Raw genomic sequence first — 16,679 nt, forward strand, 5'->3', positions numbered from 1 at the left:
TCTGAATGGACCTCGACGATCTGGATTGGAAGCTGATGAACGACTGGCAACGCGCCTTGCCGTTGGTGCCGCGTCCATTTCAGGTCATTGCCGATGACCTCAAGACAGAGGAAAGCGATGTTATCCGGCGGCTCAAGTCGCTGCTGGACGTCGGCGCAATCAGCCGGGTTGGCGGTACGTGTCGGCCCAACACACTCGCGGCAAGTACGCTGGCCGCTGTAGCCGCGCCTCCGGGGTACATCGAAGAGACCGCCGCGATCATCAACTCGGTGGAAGGTGTGAACCATTCGTATGAGCGTGAAAATGAATGGAACATCTGGTTCGTGGCCACCGGTCCTACACGCAGTTTTGTCGATGCGGCCCTGACCCAGATTTCGGTCCGCACGGGTTTGCGCGTTCTCGATTTGCGTCTGATCCGCCCATTCAATGTCGATCTTGGTTTTGCTCTGGATGGCAAAGGCGAGATGCCCGCGCCGCTGCCGGTGGATGATACGGTTCCGCTTGAAGCTGGTGATCGCGCGGTGATGCAGGCGCTGTCCGAAGGATTGGAACCAGTTGAGCGACCCTTTGCCGTTTTGGCCCAAACACTGGGACGCGAAGAGACAGAGGTGCTTGACCGTGTTCGGTCGCTTGCGCAGGCAGGCATCCTAAGCCGGATTGGCCTGATTGTGCGCCACCGACCATTAGGCTGGCGGTCAAATGCGATGTGCGTCTTCGAAATTCCCGAGCATGAGATCTACGAGAAGGGCGCCGCTCTTACCAAAGTCCCCGGCGTGACGCTTTGCTATGAACGCAGGCCCGCACCCGATGTTTGGCCCTACACGCTTTATTGTATGATCCATGGCCGCAGCCGGGCCGAAACACTCGATGTTTTGTCATTGGCACGAGTGCGCGCCACGTTGACCGGCTACCCCTACAAAGTTCTCTTCAGCACCCGGTGCTTCAAACAAACAGGCGCGCTGATCGACAGGAAGGAAAACGCATGACTCTAGACGACATAGATCGCCAGATCATCAACACGCTGCAAGGGGGCTTTCCGCTGTCTTCTCGTCCCTATGCAGAGTTTGCGCAAACGCTTGACCTCACCGAAGAAGAATTGATTGCGCGCCTCAGAGCCATGAAAGACGCCGGCGTGATTACCCGGTTCGGCCCGTTTCTGGACGCCGCAGCAATGGGCGGTGCGTTTTGCCTTTGTGCCATAGCAGCGCCCGAAGACCAGTTTGAAGCTGTGACCGAGGCGGTGAATACGTTCCCCGAAGTGGCACATAACTACAAACGCACACACCGGCTCAACATGTGGTTTGTTCTGGCTACCGAAACCGAAGCCGGGATCACAGAGGCAGCCGATGCCATCGAGGCGGCCACGGGCCACACAGTCTTCCGCTTCCCCAAGCTAAAGGAGTTCTTCGTGGGCTTCCGGGTGGCGGCATGAGCCTGAGTGCCGAAGACCGCCGTTTGATTTCCGCCTGTCAGGGCGGATTGCCCTTCGTGCCTGCGCCCTATGCCGCGATTGCCAAAGATCTTGGCGTCGCGGAAGCTGAGGTGATCGATCGCCTTGGAGCCCTCAAGGCGCGCGGCGTGATCCGTCGCATCGGTATTGCGCCGAACCATTACAAGCTTGGCATGACCGCCAATGGCATGTCCGTCTGGGATGTTGACGACAGCATCGCCGAAGAGATCGGTCCGCTTGTGGGGGCCATGGAGGAGGTCACGCATTGCTACCTGCGCCCGCGTGCCTTGCCCGACTGGCCCTACAACCTTTTCGCCATGGTGCATGGCAGCAGCCGTGACGAGGTTGAGGAAAAGCGAGGCCGGATTGCCGAACTGCTCGGCGATGCCTGCCGCGCGTCCGACATCCTCTATTCCACCGAAATCCTGAAGAAAACGGGCCTGCGCCTGAAGAAAGGAGCCGCCTGATGTTCCGATTGTCACAATATATGGAGCAACTGATCACACCGACTCCGGTACGCCAGAGGCGCGGCGATGTACGCCCTGTGGTGATCTGGAACCTGACGCGGCGATGCAATCTGAAATGCCGCCACTGCTACACGACGTCTGCGGACGTACCATTTCCCGGTGAACTGAGCACAGAGAAAGTCATCGAGGTTCTCGATGATCTGGCCGGATTCAAACTTCCCGCACTGATCCTGTCCGGCGGTGAGCCTCTGTCGCGTCCCGATTTCTTTGAGATTGCGGCCTATGCACGCAAGCGGTTCCGGTATCTGGCACTTTCAACCAACGGCACCAAGATTGAAGGCGAGGTGGCAGAGAAGGTTGCCGAAATCGGTTTCAACTATGTGGGTATTTCCATTGATGGCGTGGGCAAAACCAATGATTGGTTCCGCGGCAAAGAGGGGGCCTTTGAAGATGCGCTTACAGGTGTCCGGAATTGCAAAGAGCTTGGTATCAAGGTTGGCCTCCGGTTTACGCCCACGGATGAAAACGCCGAACAACTCTCTGAAATTCTTGATCTTTGTGAGGCGGAGGGCATCGACAAATTCTACATGTCCCATCTCGTCTATGCCGGCCGGGGTAACAAAAACCGCGGCGAGGATGCTGGGCATATCCGGGCACGTACAGCTGTAAACCTCTTGATTGACCGTGCCTGGCGCGCGCTCAAGGAGGGACGGCATTTTGAGGTTGTGACCGGCAACAACGATGCTGACGCGGTGCTGTTCCTCAATTGGGTGCGCGACAATTTCGCCGAAGAGCAGGCCGCGCATGTCGAAAAGCACTTGATCGCCTGGGGCGGCAATTCCTCGGGCGTTGGCGTGGCCAATATCGATCCCACAGGCAAGGTGCACCCCGATACCTATTGGTCGGATTACACGATCGGCAATGTCAAACAGACGCCGTTCACGGAACTCTGGACCGGCAATGATGAAATGTTGGCGCTTCTGCGCACGCGGCCGCGGCCCTTGGAAGGGCGCTGTGGCGCTTGTGCGCACAAGGATGTCTGCGGCGGCAACACCCGCATTCGCGCCTTGCAGTTGACCGGCAACCCCTGGGCTGAGGATCCGGCCTGTTATCTCAACGACGCCGAGATTGGTGTTGATACGGACATGCCGCGGCTGGAAGTGACCACATTCAAAGGGAAAAACATGATCCGCAGCATCGTTTTTTCTAGCGTTTTCTGCGCATTGGGCAGTGTTGTTGCAGCAGCAGAGCCCGAGGTGCTTTTTGCAACCCACTGCGCGGTGTGTCACGGCGATGACCGGTTGGGTGGGCTTGGTCCGGCGCTTATCCCCGAAAGCCTGCGCCGGTTGAAGGGCGATAAGCTTGAGGCGGTGATCACTCATGGCCGGGATGCCACGCAGATGCCCGCCTTTGGGGATCAGCTCTCGACCGAAGATATAGCAACACTGGCCGCGTTTCTGCATGAACCACTGCCGGAAATCCCGGTCTGGGACGCGGCGAAGATCGAAAGCACGCTTATTGTAAATGAGGATTACACAGCGCCAACCGGGCCAGAACATAAAGCCGATCCGCTGAACCTGTTTGTCGTTGTGGAAACCGGCGATCACCACATCAGCGTGCTGGACGGCGATACGATGGAGGTGTTGAACCGCCTGCCCACGCCTCTGGCGGTGCATGGCGGCCCGAAATTCAGCCCTGATGGCCGATATGTCTTTGTGATGTCCCGCGATGGCTGGGTGCAGAAGGTGGATCTTTGGAACATGTCCGAGGTCGCGCGTGTCCGTGCTGGCGTCAATAGCCGCAACATCGCGATGAGCGGCGATGGCAAATGGCTGGCTGTTGCGAATTACTTGCCGATGACACTGACCATCCTGTCGACCGAAGATCTGAGTGTCGCCGAGGTCAAAGACATTGTCGGCAAGAACGGCGAGGCCAGCCGTGTCTCAGCCGTGTATCAGGCGCCACCGCGCGAAAGCTTCGTTCTGGCCCTCAAGGATGTGCCGGAAATCTGGGAGGTTTTCTATGGCGAAGACCCGCCATTCTATGGCTTTGTGCATGACTTCCGTGACGAAGGACCGTTGGGTTATGACGAGCCGTTCCCGGTTCGACAAATCACGCTGCCGGATGTGCTCGATGATTTCTTTTTCAGCCAGGATTACGAATACGTCATGGGTGCATCGCGGGACGGGCAGGGCGGTCAGGTGGTTGATCTGGTGATTGGTCACAAGATTGCCGATCTCGATCTGCCCGGTATGCCGCATCTGGGCTCTGGCATCACGTGGGAGCGGGATGGCACCACAGTCATGGCCACACCGCATCTGCGCGACGGGGTGTTGTCGGTCATAGACATGGAAAACTGGGAAACGGTGGATCAGATCACCACCGAAGGCCCCGGTTTCTTTCTCAGAAGCCATGAGAATTCAAATTACCTATGGGCGGATGTGTTCTTTGGCCCCAACCGTGACGTGATGCATGTGATCGACAAGCAAAGCCTTGAGATCGTCAAAACCTTGCGCCCCGCGCCGGGCAAAACAGCGGCGCATGTGGAGTTCGACAGATATGGCAAATACGCGCTGGTCAGCCTGTGGGACCAGGACGGCGCGGTGATTGTCTATGACGCTGCAACGCTGGAGGAAATCAAGCGGCTGCCAATGGTGAAACCATCAGGAAAATACAATGTATTCAACAAGATTACCTTTTCTGCCGGGACAAGCCACTGAGCTTTTGGTCGTCTCGCATGGGTCGCCCTCGGACCCTGAACCGCAAGAGCGCTTTGTGCGCCGCCTTGCCACGCGCGTGGGCGCGCGGACGGGGGCGGATGTACGCGGTACGACGCTGGCCAAACCCGGCGCGCTCGAGGCTGCCGTTTCGGGGTTTCGCGCTCCGATGGTCTTTCCGCAGTTCATGACCGATGGCTGGTTTGTCTCAACGAATTTGCAAAACCGGCTGGCCAAGGCGGGGCTGACGGCCTGGACGACGCTGACACCTTTGGGGTTGAACGCGAACCTGCCGGATCTGGCGTTGCGCCGGGTGCGAGCCGAAATCTCTACGCTCGGAGTGCCCGAGCAGGACACCACACTTGTGGTGGCGGCTCACGGCTCTCCGTCTGATCCGCGTCCGGCAAGGGCCACAGAGGCCTTTGTTTCGGCTTTGAAAGCAGACGGCGCCTTTCACAACGTGCGCGTTGGCTATGTCGATGAAAACCCCTCATTGGAAGAGGCCGCGTCCGTCGATGGCCCGGCGATCGTCTTGCCGTTTTTCGCAGCACGGGCTGGGCATATTCTGGAGGACCTGCCAGAAGCGCTGGACGCGGCGGGTTTCACCGGTCCCGTTCTGCCGCCCATCGGAGCGTGGGACGAAATCCCATTCCTCATTGCCGCGCTTTTGCAACGTCAAAGGGCCGCTGTATGAGTGACGCCCGTTGGCCCATCTGGAAGCTGAGCATTCTGCTTTATCCCTTTGCCGCTGGGGCCGTCGCGATCAATCTATTTTTGCTCTTCCTGATGCTGCAAGCCATTGGTGTGACAGCAATTTCACCGGAAACCTCGGTTGTGGGCGGCATCATCCTTGGCGTGCCTGCGGCTTGGGCTTCGGGCAAATGGGCGCGGCATTTGATGGATGAAGCGGACTCTTGACCTTGGTTAAGGTTTTTGGCGCGCGCAGGTGATTTCCTCGTTTAGAACCCGACAGCCAGGAGAGCCATCATGGATTACGACCGTTTCTTTACCACCGCGTTGGATGATCTTCGGGCTTCTGGAAACTACCGTGTATTTGCCGAATTGGAACGCCCGGTTGAGGACGCCCCTCAAGCCATTCAGCATGTGGAGGGACAGACCCGGCCAGTGACGGTGTGGTGTTCCAACGATTACCTCGGGATGGGCAAAAGCCCCCTTGTGCGCGAGACCATCGCCAAGACGGTGATGGAGGATGGCGCCGGCGCCGGGGGCACGCGTAACATCTCGGGCACGGCGCATCTGCATGTTGAGCTAGAAAAAACACTCGCGGAGCTGCATGGCAAGGAAGCCGCGCTTTTGTTCACATCCGGGTATGTGTCCAACTGGGCCAGTCTTTCAACGCTAGGATCAAAACTGCCCGATTGCACGATCCTGTCGGATGCCAAGAACCATGCCTCGATGATCGAAGGCATCCGCCATTCCAAGGCGCGCAAGGTGATATGGGAGCATAACGATCCCGAAGATCTCGATCGCAAGCTCGCGGCCCTTCCCAAGGAGAGCGCCAAGATCGTGGCGTTTGAAAGCGTCTACTCCATGGATGGTGACATCTCTCCAATGGCTGAAATTCTGGATGTTGCCGAGGCGCATGGGGCGATGACTTACCTCGATGAAGTCCATGCTGTTGGGCTTTATGGCCCACGCGGTGGTGGCATCGCGGATCGCGAAGGTCTGGCGCATCGGGTCACGGTGATAGAAGGCACGTTAGCGAAGGCCTACGGTGTTTTGGGCGGCTACGTGGCGGCCTCGGCAGCGCTCTGCGATTTTATTCGGAGTTTCGCCAGCGGGTTCATTTTCACGACCGCACTTCCACCTGCCTTGGCGGCTGGCGCGAATGCCAGTGTGCGGCACCTGATGCAATCAGACATGGAGCGGATGCGCCAGCGCCGCAATGTGGCCCGTCTGCGTGCCCGTCTGGATCAGCAACGCATTCCGCATATGCAAAACCCAAGCCATATCGTACCCGTAGTCGTGGGCGATCCGTTCAAGGCCAAGTTCCTGAGCGATACGCTGCTGGAGCAGTACCAGATCTACGTGCAGCCAATCAATTATCCCACAGTGGCCAAAGGCACCGAGCGGCTACGGATTACCCCATCGCCACTGCACACCGAGGCCGACATTGACCATTTGGCAAATGCGCTCTCAGAGCTGTGGTCGCAATGTGCGCTCAGCCGCGCAGTGGCTTAAGACGCACTTCAGGCGCGGTAGACAATTTCGCAATCTGGGAAGGTCGCCATAAAGGCGGCATGCTCTACTGGTAGCAGAACCGAGAGCGCAGTGGACAGCCCATCGGCCAATGCTGCGGCTGGTGCCGTTACGGAAACAACCTCAAGTGCTTTCGGGTTTGTCCCGGTTTTGGGGTCAAAAATATGTCCTGACGCGCCGAATTGCGTCCCAAATGGCGCTGACGTCGCCAAAGCTCGGGCGCTGAATGTGACTCGGGTTGCAATCTCACCTGACGGCGCCTGAATCCCGGCGCGCCATGGCTGACCATCAGCGGCGTAACCCTGCGCGCGCAACTCGCCCATATCCACCAGTGCATTGGTCAGGTCATGCGATCTTAAAAGATCCACGATCCGGTCTGTGATATACCCTTGGGCAATTCCGTTGAGAGTCAGAGCCGCACCGTCACGGCGAAGGTTAACTTGGCTGGTGTCAAATTCGATGCCGTCCCAGCCTACCTTGGACCGCGCAACATCCAAGTCTTCCAATGATGGGTCGCGCCCCTCATTCGTGGCTTGTGCGATCACCTCAAAGATGGGCTGCACGGTTGGGTCAAAAGCTCCATGGCTGGTCTTGTGTAGGTGGTCTGACAGGGCCAAGACGGCCAGTAAATCCGCAGGAGGGGTCCTGTGAAAACCGTCGCGATTGAGCCGGGACAACGCTGACTCAGAGCGATAGAGGCTAAAGATGCCTTCCAGTCGTTGTAGCTCGGCCTCCACGGCGGCGAAGATCATCTGCGCCTTATCTTCCGTTATACCTACCAACCGCAACGAGGCTGGGGCGCCAAGCGCGATGCCGCGCCAGGTCGCCTGGGTTTCGGCATGTGCGGGCAGAGCAGCACAGCCACATGCGGCGGCTGTGATGGTCAGGAACCGGCGGCGGGAGAAGCTCATGACGTCGGCTCCGTCAATGGGATATCGGGATCAACCGGGCCAATGACAACGTCGTCGGGGATCTCTTCCAGCGACACGATGCGCCCACCATACCGCGTGACAAAGGCTTCCGCCTTAGTTTGATCTGCAAAAGGCACCACTTCTGGCGCGCCCATGCCACCGCGAATGCCGCCTTCGATCACGAATACGGCTGTGTCCGCAACGGTCCAATTGTCGATGCCGGGTGTGCTCCAATCCAAAGCGGATCCCATATCGCTGACATAGGTCACGACCACGCGGTGATCGCGCTCGGGGCTCTTGAGAAAGGCCATCGCATCACGCACCTGCGCAAAAAAGAGCGGCGCTGGCATGCCTTCAAGATGGATCTGAGCCTTGGGCCCACCATGTTCCAGCACGCTCATCTGACAGTAGTAGCTGACCGCTTCGACGGTCATATTCACGGGCAGGGGGATTTCGGCGATCTCTTCCTTGCAGGCCCCAAGACAGGCCAGAGCAGCAAGAGTGAGGACAGTCCGTTTCATGGTTCCAACCTCCGAAAGGCAAAACGTGCAGCGAAAAAGGCCATCACCGGCCAGAGGATAAGCGACAGCGGCGCGGCCCATTTGGGCAAGCTATCGGCGACGCCTGACATTCCGGCGGCCATGGCAACACCTTCGGCGCCGGCGATATTCCAAAGCCGGAACGCGTCAGCTGGGTTCGCCGTCATTACCCAGGGAAAAATATGCCGCGTGAACATGCCATCGCCATCGATCACCACACTGGCCAGAAGTGCCAGATCATAGAGAACCACAAAGACAAGCCAAAGTGCTGCGGCCATCCCGGCGGCCGCGGCAGAACTGCTGGCCAGCGAAGACACAAGGTACCCCAGAGCAATAAAGACCGCACCCAGTATCACGGATGTTGCCATCAAGCGTATAAGCGCCATCAGGCTTTCTGCGCTGACACCACCCGCAAGAGCGGCGGCAACTCCGGCAACGCCGAAACCGACGACACAGGCAATTGTGAGTGCAGTCAGATGCGCCAGAGCTTTGCCTGCCAGGATTTCCGCCCGGCTGGCCGGATAAGAGAGCAAAAGGCCTAACGACCCACGATCCGCCTCTCCAACGACGGCGTCGAAGGACATCAAAAGCGCCAGAAGCGGGATCAGGTAGACGGCAAGGGTCGTCATCGACGTGACTGACACGGTCAACATGTCCACACCCAAAGTGCCGGTTGGTGCGCTTCCGGCAAAGGTCAGGGCGAGGGCAAAGGCCACCATGATCAGCGTGGCCATTACCAGCCATCGATTGCGCCGCAGGATCAGGCTCTCGGCGCGGGTGATGGCGGTTATACAGGCGAGGGTGCTCATGACAGTCTCCCGGAGTAATAGCGATAGAGTTCTTCAAGTCCGGGTGGCGTGATATCGATATCCGCCACACCTGCGCCGCCATCAAAAAGCGCTTGCAGCGTGCCCATCTTCTGATCCGGGCCACAGTGGATTTCCACCGATGTGCCATTGATCCGCGCGCCACCGGTTTGTGCGGCAATCCTGTCAGCGACCAGCGTTTCACTGGCGCGCACGCGCACGGTCGTGTGCAATCCAGCTGCGGCGGCAAGATTGGCAAGGGTGTCATCAGCCACAAGCTCTCCCCTGCGCAGAATGGCGATGCGGTCGGTGCGCGCCTCAACCTCTGTTAACGCGTGGCTTGCGATCAGAACGGCGGTGCCTTGTGCGGCCAGCTCGTCAATGATGGCGTAAAGGTCATAGCGTGAGACCGGGTCCAGCCCACTGGTCGGTTCATCGAGCAAAGCCAGTCGCGGCTGACCGATTAAAACTTGAGCTAATCCAAGACGTTGGCGCATACCCTTCGAGTAGGTTTTAATCCGCGCGTCCGCTGCGTCACTCAAACCAACACGGTCCAGCAACGCGTCACTGTCCAGGTTTTTGTGACCGGACAAAGCGCCAAACATATTGAGGATCTCACGTCCGGTCAGCGCGTTCGGAAACGCCACCGCCTCGGGCAGATAGGCCACATCAACACGCGCCTGCGTACTGCCCGGCGCATGGCCGCAAATCTCGATTGCGCCATCAGACAGGGCCGTAAGACCCAGAATGGTCTTGATCAGTGTGGATTTACCCGCGCCGTTGTGACCCAAAAGGGCGATGCGTGCGCCTTCCTCCACGTCCAGAGATACAGCAGACAAAACAGGGGTCTTGCCCCTGAACTTGGTGACGTCGCGGCAGGATAAAATCGTCATGATCCACCCCTTCCAAGTCTTCGGGGACTGCAATTTCAACCGGGTTCATCAAAGCGTGACTGTCGATCACACCGCCCGGCAAAAGCGACGGGAACGCCGATTGCGACCAGCGAACAAGCTGCACAGCAGGTGAGCCCAGCAAAAGCTTGGCCGAAGGCTGGGTCCAGAGCACGTGGTCCATGCTATCATTTGGCCGGTAGGGGACATCGGCCACGCCATTTGCATCAAGGTCGTAGGCCGCAAAGTCGGACCAGTAGTTGCCACGCCCGTCTTCGGACCATTCATCCCACTTGGTGGACACGTATTTGACCTGTGTCCGATTGCCGATAAAGGCGTTGCCGACAATGCGATTGCGGTCGGAGCCGGCGGTGAAGTGAATGCCGATATCGCAGCCCTCAAACCGGTTGTCTTCGAATTCATTTTTATGGCTGTTGTAAAGGAAGGCGCATTTTTCCGGACCACCTTGTACAAGGTTGCCGGTGATCTCACTGCTGTTGGCATAGTTGAGCATCACGCCGTGATCGCGGTCGTTGATCGAGATGTTGTCTGTGACCTTTACACGGGTGGAAAACATCACCGCATAGCCCAGGTGATTGCCAATTGAGACATTGCCTGACACTTCGCTATCATCGGCATACATGTAGTGCACGCCAAAGCGCAGGTCGCGGAACGTGTTGTTGGTGAATGTGTTTTTTTTCGATGAGTTGACGAAAATCCCGTCACGGCCCCAACGGATGTCATTACCATCCACCAAAGCCCCTGGCGCGTTCCAGACATAAACGCCATTGCCCCGCCGGTTCATTTGGTCGTGCTGTTGGCCTTCGATCACGTTGCCGGTGACACGGGAATTTTTCGCCCCATGAATGTCGACACCGTAAAGATTGCCCCGGAGCACATTGCCCTCGACGACAGCACCGTGAGCGGTCTTGCTCAGTTGAATGCCGCTGTCTATGCCGTCATGGCTATCGCCAGAGCCGGTGATGGTCAGTCCTCGAATGGTCACGTCCTCAGCGGTGACCGTGACCACCGAGCCCGTGCCGCCGCCGTCGATATGCGCGCCATCTGTGCCAATCAACGTTAACGATTTATCAAGCACGACAGGCCCGGCATAGTTGCCAGGTGCAAGCCGTAAGGTGTCACCGGGCTCAGCACGTGCCAGAGCATCGGCAAGCCCCCCGGAGACACCTCAATCTCCCCCGCCGCAAGCGGCAGAGGAGCAAGGGCCATACATATGACCGCCAGCGCGCGCATCAGGTGGCGCGCGGTTCCACGAACATGCGCCCGCGCATTTCCATGTGCAACGCATGGCAGAACCACTGACAATAGAACCAGTGCACACCGGGGCGTTCCGCTGTGAAGGTAACCGAGGCGGTCGCCTGCGGCCCGATTTCCATCGCGATGCCGTAGTTGGCCAGGCAGAACCCGTGGGTCACATCGTCGATGTCATCAAGGTTGGTGACATAGATCGTGACCTCGTCGCCCTGTTTGACGGTGAACTTCTCCATCGAGAACGACGGCGCAATCGACGTCATATAGACCCGCACCTTGTTGCCATCCCGAATGGGCTCATCCGCGCCATCCTCAAGCGTGATGCCATCGGCCTCGGCCTGAATACGGGCGTCTTCCCATGTTGGGTCGTTGCGATCCCACAGCGTATTGGGGTTCACGATATCCCGGCGCACGATGATGCTGTCATGCGGTTCGGCAAAGGTCGGGCCGTCATGCACAACACTCATGCCGCCATCGGCAATGGCAATGAGCTGTTCATTCTCGGCTTTGAGTGGCCCGGTGTTGAGGAACCGGTCCTTCGAGAACTTGTTCATCGAGACAAGCCATTTGCCATCGGCTTCCTTAGTTTCGCCCATGGACGTCGAGTTATGACCCGGCTGATAGGCCACATCGACTTTCTCAAGGATCGGATCTTCTCCCGCCAGCGCCTTGTCGATGTTCCACTTGACCACTTGGCTGTCGAGGAAAAGCGTGGTGAAGCAGTTGCCTTGCCCGTCAAAGGCCGTATGAAGTGGCCCGAGACCCAGTTCCGGTTCCGCCACGATGCAATCGCGTGGCTCAATCGTGTCTGCAAAGAGATCGTCCAGCTTGGTGACATCCATGACCGAAACAGTGGGTGACAGCTTGCCGTTGATCATCACATGCTTGCCGTCGGGTGCTGTGTTGATGCCATGTGGGCTGTTGGGGATCGGGATGTAGCGGGTGTAGTTCTTGTTCGACCCTTTACGGCCATCAAGCACCTTCACACCGTTCAGTTCCTGATAATCCCCGGCGGCAACACCGGCCTCGATTTCCTTGAGATTGAAGACAACCACGTGATCCAGTTCATTCTCGGTCATCTCGGCCAGGGTCATGCCCATTTCCGAGTTGTAAGAGGTCGAGAAGGCGTATTTGCCCTGATAATCGCAGTCGGTGTTGTCAAGGTTGCCCGACACCATCACCTGCCAGGCGATTTCCATCGTGTCGCCATCAATGGCGGTGTAGATGTTCACATATTGTGATGGGTCATCCAGAATTTGCCCGTCATTGACGAGCGGTGCCTCATGCTCGCCATTGGCAAAGACATAACCTGTGCGCGGGAATTTCTGTGGCCGGAGCCCGTGGATGTCATGCGCATTGGGGATCTCGATGATCTTGTCGCATTTCATCACGTCGCAGCGCACCCGCGCGACACGTGTGTTGGCCTTGTCGTTCATAAAGAGATAACGGCCATCATAAGTGCCGTCGGTGAAGGACATATGCGGGTGGTGCAGGTCGCCATTGTCATAGGTGACTTTGCCTTGGGTTGCGAGGAACGCCTTGGTTTCCTCGGTCAGACCTTCGGTTAGGATCTTCAGGCTTTCATTGGTCTGTCCCCAGCCGGTCGCCGAGCACCGATTGAAGACCGGTACGCGCATGAATTCGCGCATCGAAGGCACCCCGAGGATACGCATTTCGCCGGTCTGACCCGAAGACCAGAAGCCGTAATATTCGTCCAATTCACCCGGAGCCAGATGCGCACCTTCTGCCGCTTTGGCCTGCGTTGCGCTGGACAAAAGTCCGGTGCCCATGCCCGTGGCCGCCACCACGGCGCCCGTTGCGGTCGCGCCAAGCAGGCCACGTCGCGAGACGTTCAGTTTTGGAGTTTGGTCTGACATAGCTTTCTTCTCCTTCTGGATGCGCGGGCTATTCGGCCGCGGCTTTGTTGACGAGGGCGTCGGGCACTTTGCCCACCGCCGCCCTACGTTTGAGCGTCTTGATCACCTGAGGGCATTTGGCCTCGGATTGGTAGAGAACCTGACAATGCAGGCAGTTGACGCATTCATTGGGGTTGATCTCCCCGGTTGGGTGGATGGCATCGACCGGACATTCATTGGCGCAGGTGTGGCAGGGCGACCCGCACATCTGATACCGCTTGAGCCAGTCGAACATGCGAACACGAGCCGGGATCGCCAGTGCAGCGCCCAGCGGACACAGGTAACGACAGTAGAAGCGTTCGATGAACAACCCGGCAATGAGCAGGGCCACGGCAAAGACCACGAAAGGCCAGTCGCGGACAAATTTCAGGATGATCGCAGTCTTGAAGGGCTCGATCTCGGCCAGTTGCTCGGCGATCTGGATTGAGGCCAGCGATATGCCGAAGAGCCCAAGGAAGATCATGTATTTCGCCGCCCAAAGCCGCTCATGCAGGCCCCAGGGCAGTTCGATTTGTGGGATTTTGACCAGACGGCCCAACCGATTGGTCAGCTCTTGCAGCGCGCCAAAAGGACAGAGCCATCCGCAGTAGGCCCCGCGCCCCCAAAAGAGAAGCGCTGCCGCCACGGCGAACCATTGGATGAAGACCAGTGGGTCAAGCAGGAAGGCATCCCAGGTAAACCCGCTGCGCAGCGACCCAGCAAGCGCCATGAGGTTCACGACACTCAGCTGTGCGTTCATCATCCAGCCCAGCCATACAAGCGTGAAGGTCAAGAACCCCATGCGGAACCAGAAATAGGCGCGGGCGTGGCGTGTGGCCTGCATCTGGAAGAAAAAGACGCCCGTGAGCACGGTCAGCATCACGCCAAGAATGGCAATTTCAACAGTCTTGTCGCGCCAGATGCGTTGCCAAAGTTCGGCCTTGGCCTCGGCCTCTGATTGCACATCTGCGTGGTCTACTGCGGGTGTGACGGCGGGCAGGAGATAGCTTTCGGGCAGATCATAGGCCAGATCGAAGGTCAGGAATGTTTTGTCGACCGCTCCTATGGCGCGCTGCGCAAGCAGTTGGACACGAAAGGGCTCAGTTGGGTCAAATCCGATATCAGCGGGGATCTTGAAGAGGTCCAGTTCGGTGAAACTGGGCGCATCAGGTGTGCCGAGATTGAGAACGCGTTTATGCTGCTTGTCGAAAAACCGGGCCGACACATCGCCCTGAATCAATTGAAACCGGTCAAAAATGCCGCCGCGCACATAGCCTGAACCTTTGAACGAATAGCGTCCGCGCCCGAGCAAGATGATGGCGTGCTCACCCGGTTCAAGCCATTGCTTTAGATTGGCGTATTCGCGCTCTCCGAGCAGGCTTTGACCAATTGTCGGCACACTGACCAGGGCCGCGTACATGTCGATATAAGTCTCATCCTCCGCACCTTTTTCGGGCCGCGCGATGGCGCGTTCATCGCCTGTTGCAGCGAAGGCGGCGTTGATCTGGCCAACATCCAGCGTTAGGCGACGGATGGATCCATCGCCGGAAAGTGTGGTCCAGTCGCGCGTCTCTGCCGCGCTCATATCAATTTCACGTGGCGGCTCGGTCGGAGTTTCTGTCGCCAATCCGCCAAGCCCCAAGGCTCGGGCAACTTTCAGCCCACCGCGCACCAATGAGTCGTCAATGACCATGACGGTGACTGTGGCCCCGGAGATGATGTCGAGATCATGTGCAGATCCACCGGCAGCGGCCTCGGCTTTCAGGTCGAGCCCGGCGTAGCTTTCGGTCAATGCACGCATTTCGCTATCAGGAATGCCAATCAGCACGATGGGTTCTGAGTGCTCAACAAGCTTGGTGCCGGTGACGACGGCATCGGCATCAACTGCCGCAGCGACATGAATAGGTTTGCCGGAATAGCCGGTGGTGCCGACAAAATCGGACGTAATAAAGACCCAGGCGACCGTCTCACCGTCTTTTAAAACAGGGGCGACGGGTACATCTTCTCGCACCGGGCCAAAACCTGTGGCGCCCTCAACAAAGTCGTTTGGGTTTAGGTCGGGAAGAAAACGAGGCAGTTCCTCGGCAACCGCAGCGACGGTCAGCAAGACGAAGGCCAAAACACCACCTGCAATGCGACTCAGGATACCCATAGGTGAATTTACGATTCACTAATCGTTTTCTGCCTTGACCTTGATCAAGTAGCACGTAACTCAACCAATTGGATAAATGCGTAATAATATATTTAAAACAAATTACTAAGCGACTTATTTAATCTAGTCGACTAAGGTGATGTTGGAATCTTTGATGCCCTTTGCGTGACCCTTGGCCGAAGCAATCTAGGGCCATAGAGAACAACAAACCCCAAAAAAGACAGACACCAAAAACCGGCAGCTGCGTTTTGCATCGCTGACGGATCGTCACTGAAGGCAGCTACAGTGCGTAGACACACGGCGCAAAAGAGAGCCAGGTAGAGGCATATCGTGCCGCGTCCAGCGTGTAGCACACCGCCTGTGTGACCCAAAGTGGCACGGGTCATGATCGCAAGTGTCATCAATCCAACGGCCCCAATCATCCAGACATGCTGTGTGCTGGCCAAATGCTCTGTCGCGCCACCTAAAATGACCCCGGCATGCAGCAAGGCACCTAATGGAATAAAAAGGTAAGACAGATGCAGCACCCAAACCAAGGCTTCTGGCCCTGTGCGATGTCCTTGCCATCGCGCCAATCGGATCAGGTGCAGTATGCCTGCAACGGCAAGCAAAACGCCGGTCATTTTGGTATCCGGCCAGATCACCCAAACCAGCAACGAGACCAAAAGCGCCAGAAGAGCCAGCTTGTCGTATGCCTGCATCGGCGGGGCGGGCAGGTGATCATTGCCGGCCTTGACCAGCCAGTTGCGGGTAAAAGACGGCACCACGCGCCCGCCGACGACCGCAACAAGCATCAACGCCGTCGCAAGCCCGAGCCGCAGACCGGGGCCACTTGCGGCATAACCAACAAGGGCTTCGAAGTGGAACATCGCATTAGCCACAAGAAAGGCCAGTAAAAGGCTCAGGATAATGAGGTTTTTCCAATTCTTGCCGGCAAAAATCTCACGCGCTGCGACGAGCGACAGGGCCAGTGGAAAGGCAAGATCAAGCAGCACAGCGGCAGAGGCAGGCATCAAGTCAGATGTCGCCATTGCGATGCGCCCGATCAGCCATAATCCCGCCAAGGCGGCCAAGGACCACCCCACGACCGGCAATCGCCCGGTCCAGTTCGGCACTGCCGTCAGCAAGAAGCCGGCAATCACTGCGCCGAGATACCCAAAGAGCACCTCATGGGCGTGCCAGCTCACGATGTCATAACGAATTGGCAGTTCCAGCCGACCTCCGAGCATGGCGACCCATGCCAGAATAGACAGAACAGCCCAGACAGCAGCACCTAGAAAGAAGGGTCGGAACCCGAAACTAAAGAGTGCGGGTCCCATCCAGGCGCGCACCCTTTGCTGCGTTGTGGTCATCGCTGGGC

General features: G+C 57.9%; 14 protein-coding genes and 1 pseudogene. 7 read left to right on the forward strand and 8 right to left on the reverse strand.

Features of this window, described 5'->3' with window-relative positions:
* The first annotated feature begins 5 nt into the window (after window positions 1-5).
* The 7 genes from RZ517_RS09255 to hemA all read left to right on the forward strand — a co-directional run bounded on the left by RZ517_RS09255 (window position 6) and on the right by hemA (window position 6,836).
* Complete coding sequence (locus RZ517_RS09255) at window positions 6-986, forward strand: Lrp/AsnC family transcriptional regulator (protein WP_338547842.1); 981 nt, start codon at window positions 6-8, stop codon at window positions 984-986.
* Window positions 983-1,432, forward strand: coding sequence for an Lrp/AsnC family transcriptional regulator (locus RZ517_RS09260; protein ID WP_338547844.1), 450 nt, complete (start codon window positions 983-985; stop codon window positions 1,430-1,432). The genes RZ517_RS09255 and RZ517_RS09260 overlap by 4 nt, the downstream gene beginning before the upstream one ends.
* Window positions 1,429-1,917, forward strand: coding sequence for an Lrp/AsnC family transcriptional regulator (locus RZ517_RS09265; RefSeq protein WP_338547846.1), 489 nt, complete (start codon window positions 1,429-1,431; stop codon window positions 1,915-1,917). Before RZ517_RS09260 ends, RZ517_RS09265 begins: the two co-directional genes overlap by 4 nt.
* Entirely contained in the window at window positions 1,917-4,637 is a 2,721-nt protein-coding gene (gene nirJ, locus RZ517_RS09270; RefSeq protein WP_338547848.1) for a heme d1 biosynthesis radical SAM protein NirJ, read from the forward strand. The genes RZ517_RS09265 and nirJ overlap by 1 nt, the downstream gene beginning before the upstream one ends.
* The gene (locus RZ517_RS09275; RefSeq protein WP_338547850.1) at window positions 4,594-5,328 is read left to right on the forward strand and encodes a CbiX/SirB N-terminal domain-containing protein; all 735 of its coding nucleotides are present in this window, start codon (window positions 4,594-4,596) and stop codon (window positions 5,326-5,328) included. The genes nirJ and RZ517_RS09275 overlap by 44 nt, the downstream gene beginning before the upstream one ends.
* A complete protein-coding gene (locus tag RZ517_RS09280) occupies window positions 5,325-5,552 on the forward strand; it encodes a hypothetical protein (protein WP_338547852.1) in 228 nt (75 codons plus the stop codon). The genes RZ517_RS09275 and RZ517_RS09280 overlap by 4 nt, the downstream gene beginning before the upstream one ends.
* A 69-nt stretch (window positions 5,553-5,621) precedes the next feature.
* Window positions 5,622-6,836 (forward strand): 5-aminolevulinate synthase, encoded by a 1,215-nt coding sequence (hemA, locus tag RZ517_RS09285; protein ID WP_338547854.1) that lies wholly within the window; start codon window positions 5,622-5,624, stop codon window positions 6,834-6,836.
* An 8-nt stretch (window positions 6,837-6,844) separates the two neighbouring features.
* On the opposite strand, the gene RZ517_RS09290 is transcribed toward hemA, so the two are convergent.
* The 8 genes and pseudogenes from RZ517_RS09290 to RZ517_RS09325 form a co-directional block, all read right to left on the reverse strand.
* A complete protein-coding gene (locus RZ517_RS09290; RefSeq protein WP_338547856.1) occupies window positions 6,845-7,765 on the reverse strand; it encodes an FAD:protein FMN transferase in 921 nt (306 codons plus the stop codon).
* Entirely contained in the window at window positions 7,762-8,286 is a 525-nt protein-coding gene (locus tag RZ517_RS09295) for a nitrous oxide reductase accessory protein NosL (protein ID WP_338547858.1), read from the reverse strand. Before RZ517_RS09295 ends, RZ517_RS09290 begins: the two co-directional genes overlap by 4 nt.
* Window positions 8,283-9,113: an ABC transporter permease gene (locus RZ517_RS09300; RefSeq protein ID WP_338547860.1), complete on the reverse strand. Its 831-nt coding sequence runs from the start codon at window positions 9,111-9,113 to the stop codon at window positions 8,283-8,285. The genes RZ517_RS09295 and RZ517_RS09300 overlap by 4 nt, the downstream gene beginning before the upstream one ends.
* Entirely contained in the window at window positions 9,110-9,997 is an 888-nt protein-coding gene (locus RZ517_RS09305; protein WP_422395578.1) for an ABC transporter ATP-binding protein, read from the reverse strand. Before RZ517_RS09305 ends, RZ517_RS09300 begins: the two co-directional genes overlap by 4 nt.
* Window positions 9,879-11,230 (reverse strand): annotated as a pseudogene (locus RZ517_RS09310) (nitrous oxide reductase family maturation protein NosD). The gene RZ517_RS09305 and the pseudogene RZ517_RS09310 overlap by 119 nt, the downstream one beginning before the upstream one ends.
* A gap of 23 nt (window positions 11,231-11,253) precedes the next feature.
* The gene (gene nosZ, locus RZ517_RS09315) at window positions 11,254-13,149 is read right to left on the reverse strand and encodes a TAT-dependent nitrous-oxide reductase (protein WP_338547862.1); all 1,896 of its coding nucleotides are present in this window, start codon (window positions 13,147-13,149) and stop codon (window positions 11,254-11,256) included.
* A 28-nt stretch (window positions 13,150-13,177) separates the two neighbouring features.
* Complete coding sequence (locus RZ517_RS09320; RefSeq protein WP_338547863.1) at window positions 13,178-15,319, reverse strand: 4Fe-4S binding protein; 2,142 nt, start codon at window positions 15,317-15,319, stop codon at window positions 13,178-13,180.
* A 131-nt stretch (window positions 15,320-15,450) separates the two neighbouring features.
* Complete coding sequence (locus RZ517_RS09325; RefSeq protein WP_338547865.1) at window positions 15,451-16,671, reverse strand: NnrS family protein; 1,221 nt, start codon at window positions 16,669-16,671, stop codon at window positions 15,451-15,453.
* Window positions 16,672-16,679 lie beyond the last annotated feature (8 nt).

The organism is Roseovarius sp. S88 (assembly GCF_037023735.1).
In the GTDB taxonomy this organism is placed as follows: domain Bacteria; phylum Pseudomonadota; class Alphaproteobacteria; order Rhodobacterales; family Rhodobacteraceae; genus Roseovarius; species Roseovarius phycicola.

Bases quoted from the DNA above. Each gene is read 5' to 3' on its own strand.
- RZ517_RS09255 (WP_338547842.1), top strand. From the start codon at position 6: ATGGACCTCGACGATCTGGATTGGAAGCTGATGAACGACTGGCAACGC.
- RZ517_RS09260 (WP_338547844.1), top strand. From the start codon at position 983: ATGACTCTAGACGACATAGATCGCCAGATCATCAACACGCTGCAAGGG.
- RZ517_RS09265 (WP_338547846.1), top strand. From the start codon at position 1,429: ATGAGCCTGAGTGCCGAAGACCGCCGTTTGATTTCCGCCTGTCAGGGC.
- nirJ (WP_338547848.1), top strand. From the start codon at position 1,917: ATGTTCCGATTGTCACAATATATGGAGCAACTGATCACACCGACTCCG.
- RZ517_RS09275 (WP_338547850.1), top strand. From the start codon at position 4,594: ATGTATTCAACAAGATTACCTTTTCTGCCGGGACAAGCCACTGAGCTT.
- RZ517_RS09280 (WP_338547852.1), top strand. From the start codon at position 5,325: ATGAGTGACGCCCGTTGGCCCATCTGGAAGCTGAGCATTCTGCTTTAT.
- hemA (WP_338547854.1), top strand. From the start codon at position 5,622: ATGGATTACGACCGTTTCTTTACCACCGCGTTGGATGATCTTCGGGCT.
- RZ517_RS09290 (WP_338547856.1), bottom strand. From the start codon at position 7,765: ATGAGCTTCTCCCGCCGCCGGTTCCTGACCATCACAGCCGCCGCATGT.
- RZ517_RS09295 (WP_338547858.1), bottom strand. From the start codon at position 8,286: ATGAAACGGACTGTCCTCACTCTTGCTGCTCTGGCCTGTCTTGGGGCC.
- RZ517_RS09300 (WP_338547860.1), bottom strand. From the start codon at position 9,113: ATGAGCACCCTCGCCTGTATAACCGCCATCACCCGCGCCGAGAGCCTG.
- nosZ (WP_338547862.1), bottom strand. From the start codon at position 13,149: ATGTCAGACCAAACTCCAAAACTGAACGTCTCGCGACGTGGCCTGCTT.
- RZ517_RS09320 (WP_338547863.1), bottom strand. From the start codon at position 15,319: ATGGGTATCCTGAGTCGCATTGCAGGTGGTGTTTTGGCCTTCGTCTTG.
- RZ517_RS09325 (WP_338547865.1), bottom strand. From the start codon at position 16,671: ATGACCACAACGCAGCAAAGGGTGCGCGCCTGGATGGGACCCGCACTC.